Here is a 3,326-nt window from a genome sequence, read left to right as displayed (position 1 = left end):
CGGCCCACCGCGGGCCGTACCGGTCCGCCGCCCGGCGGACGAGGTCGGGGTCGGGGTCGAGCGGGGCCGGGGGCGTGGACGGGCTCCGGTCGGCGGCCTGCGCGGGCCCGCCCAGGGCCTGCGCGTAGGCCGTGGCGAGGTCCGCCACCAGGACGTCCTTCGACTCCCCGTCGAAGACCGCGTGGTGCACGACGGCGAGCAGCTCCGCCGCCTCACCGCGGCCGCGGTAGAGGGTGAACCGCGCCAACGGGCCCGCCTGGAGGTCCAACGGGCGTGCCGCGTCCTCGGCCAGCCGCTTCTCCCGGCTCTGCGCGCAGTCCTCGGAGGCGTCGACCACGTCGAGGACCGGGGCGGTGCCGGGCTCCGCGACGAGGCTCCCGCCGCGCTCCACGAACACCTGGGACAGGACGGGGTGCCGTGCCGTCACCGTCGAGACGGCACGGGCGAGGGCGTCGGCGTCGACCCGGTCGAAGGAGAGCAGGACGGGCATGTGGAACACCCCGTGGTGGCCGCCGAGGCGCTCGGTGACCCAGATGCCCCGCTGGAAGGGCGAGGCGTGCGGGGGGAGGGAGTGTGGCATGTGCGGCTCGATTCGGCAGTCGGTGAATGGTGCGTTCCCCGTGGCCGGGCGCCGACGTGGCCGACGCCGCGGATGCTCTGGCGACGCGGCCGACGGGCCGCCCCCCGGCCTCGACCTGCCCGGCCCGCAGATCCCCCCTGCGCACCGCCGGAGCGCCGTCGGTCCTCTCCCCGTCGAAGAGGCCGATCATGGTCCAGACCTGCCGAGAGGTTGGCAGAGAAGCCCTGCGCCGTCAAGGGTCGTTCCGACCCGTAGGAAAGACGTCATGAACGCGTCCAACCTGCGGGAATGCGACCACGGGGGCGGGCTTCTGATCGTTCGTCATCGTCTCAACGGGCGGCCGCTCCCGCCGTCGGCCTCCGGACCCCCGGAGCCCTCGCCGAATCGGGTCCGAGCCCTCGCCGCATCAGCTGAGCGCCCGCCGCCGGAGCGGCACAGCAGCCACCGCCGGATCAGCCCCGGGCCCCGCCGATTCGGCCCCGGGGCGCCGCCGGATCAGCCGAGCGGGCGGCAGAGCAGCGCGGCCGGGGCCCCGTACTGGAGGCGCTGCCAGGTGGACGCGACGCCGGCCAGGTACTCGCCGTCCGCGCACTGGCCCTTGTAGCGGCCCGGCGCCCAGTCGCTCGCCACCGAGCCGCCGGTGGCGGGCCGGTTGTCGCCCCGGTCGAACCAGACCGTGCGGCCGGTCAGCGGCAGCGGACCGGCCGCCGGGGCGCAGAGCAGGGCGGCCACGGCGTTGGCGCGCACGCTGTAGCCGACCGCGAAGCTGCGGTCGGGGCACTGGAGCTTGTCGTAGCCGGACGCCCAGTCCCCCGCGGTGACGTAGCGCCCGTCGGTGACGGTGGTCCAGTCGCCGCCGCCCACGGCCGGCTCGCCCGCGTCGGTGCACAGGGCCCGGCTGTCGCCGCGGGCGAGGGCGGTCAGGCGCAGGCCGTCCGGGCAGTCGCCCTTGCGGTTGCCGGGGCTCCAGTCCGGGCGGGCCAGCATCCGCCGGGAGAGGACCTGGTCGGCGTGGTCGAGGGCGAGCATGCTCCAGTGGTCGACGGCGGGCACCGGGCCGCTCGCCGACGGCGCGCCGACCAGCCGGGTCCAGTCGGCGGCCCGCCAGTCGCCGGGGTCGGTGAGGCCGGTCCGGGCGCCGTCCGGGCCGTAGGAGAGCAGCGCCCAGCTGTCCTGCGGCCGCCCGGCGGCGTCGGCCCAGCCGACCAGCGGCCAGACGGCGAAGTCGGTGTCGCCGCGCACCAGGATGTCGGTGAACGCGTGCAGCCAGGCCTGCTCCTTGGCGTCGGTCGAGCCCCGGCCGCCCGCGCCGAACTCGCTGATCCACACCGGGGCGGTGAAGTGCTGCCCGGCCCGGGTGACGAACAGCGCCTGGTCGTCCACCACCTGGGCGAGCTGTTCGGGGGTGAAGTCCTGGTAGCGCGGGTCACTGGTGGATCCCGGGCCGCTGCCGGCGCCGGTGTTGGCCGGGCCGGTGTAGCCGTAGAAGTGCGCGGCGTAGACCAGCTTGCCGGAGTCGATCAGGGTGTGGGAGAGGTTGCGCACGGGGGTGAGCATCGGGCGGCCGTGGCTGAACCCCGCGGCGGGGATGCCGTACCAGTTGATGCCCTCCATGACGACCAACAGGTCCGGGTCGGCCCGCAGGACGCGGTTGCCGGCCTCCTCGAAGGCGGCGTACTCGTCGTGGGCGTCGCCGAGGCCCCAGTTGGGGTCGTCCCAGACGTCCCGGCGGACCTCGTTGCGCAGGTCGACGCCGACCACCCGCTTGTCGGCCTTGTAGCGGTTCACCATGAACAGCCAGTCGTCCTCCCACTGCGCGGTCGACTGGCCGCTGTTCCAGCGCTCGTTGCCGTCCAGGCCGCAGCAGAAGCGGTAGCTGGTGGTGTGGTTGTTGAGGATCACCGCGAAGCCGTCGGCGGTCAGCGCGGCCACCACGGCGTCGAACACCTGGAGCGGGGTCCGGCCGCGCAGCTGCGGGTTGGCGGCGACGGCGGCGTCCGGCACGGGGGCGGTGTCGTGGATCATCGCGTTGGCGAACGGCAGCCGGACGCTGTTGAGGCCCAGCCCGTGGAAGTCGGCCAGCAGCCGGGCCACCGGCACCCGGTCCAGGCCCAGCGGGAGGTTGTGCGACACCTGGCCGGCCTGGTTGTTCGCCGGGTCGTCGGCGTTCCCGCTGCCCTGCCAGGTGCCCTGGGCTCCGGCCCAGTTGGCGGCCTTCAGCTTGAAGCGGTCGCCGTCGGCGTCGACGATGTAGCGTCCCCGGGTGCTCAGCGGGCCGGTCCAGGACGCGGCGAGCCGGGCCCCGGCCCCGCCGTCCGGCGCCGCGATGCCGGGGCCCGCCGCCAGTACGGCGAGCACCGGCAGGGCCGCGACCAGGGCGAGCAGGCGCGCCGCGAGACTCTTCATCGTCATCCCCGCTGTGGTGAGGTGGCTCGGGCCGTCACCGGGCGCTCGGCGCGCCGTCGGCGAGAACGACAATATGACGGAACCTCATGTTCCGGGAGGGTGCGTACGGCGGCGCTTCCCCGGCCCCCCGCTTCAGTCCTCGCTGCCCTCCCCCGGGCCGTCCTCGGCGCGCTGGTCCTCGGTGCGCCCGGCCCGCCAGTAGCCCATGAAGCAGACCGCGCGCCGGTCCATCCCCCGCTCGCCGACCAGGTGGCGGCGCAGCTCGCGCACCGAGGCCGCCTCGCCCGCGATCCAGGCGTACGGCCGCCCGTCCGGCAGGTCGGCGGCGCGCACCGCCCCG

At 75.5% G+C, this 3,326-nt stretch carries 3 protein-coding genes; all 3 read right to left on the bottom strand.

Annotated elements, in window-relative coordinates; all coding sequences use genetic code 11:
* Positions 1 to 580 (bottom strand): condensation domain-containing protein (locus tag AE652_RS33640; protein ID WP_049658555.1); only part of this gene is annotated, 580 nt, incomplete at its 3' end.
* Positions 581 to 1,075: 495 nt separating this feature from the next.
* Positions 1,076 to 2,992, bottom strand: coding sequence for a glycoside hydrolase family 5 protein (locus AE652_RS33635; protein WP_107086611.1), 1,917 nt, complete (start codon positions 2,990 to 2,992; stop codon positions 1,076 to 1,078).
* Between the two features lie 126 nt (positions 2,993 to 3,118).
* Positions 3,119 to 3,326, bottom strand: a 208-nt coding sequence (locus AE652_RS33630) for a siderophore-interacting protein (protein WP_049658553.1), incomplete at its 5' end; no start/stop codon positions are given.

The sequence above is a fragment of the Kitasatospora sp. MY 5-36 genome (assembly GCF_001182915.1).
In the GTDB taxonomy this organism is placed as follows: Bacteria; Actinomycetota; Actinomycetes; order Streptomycetales; family Streptomycetaceae; genus Kitasatospora.
Note: the sequence above shows the minus strand (reverse complement) of the source record. Positions and strands in the feature narration are given on the sequence as shown.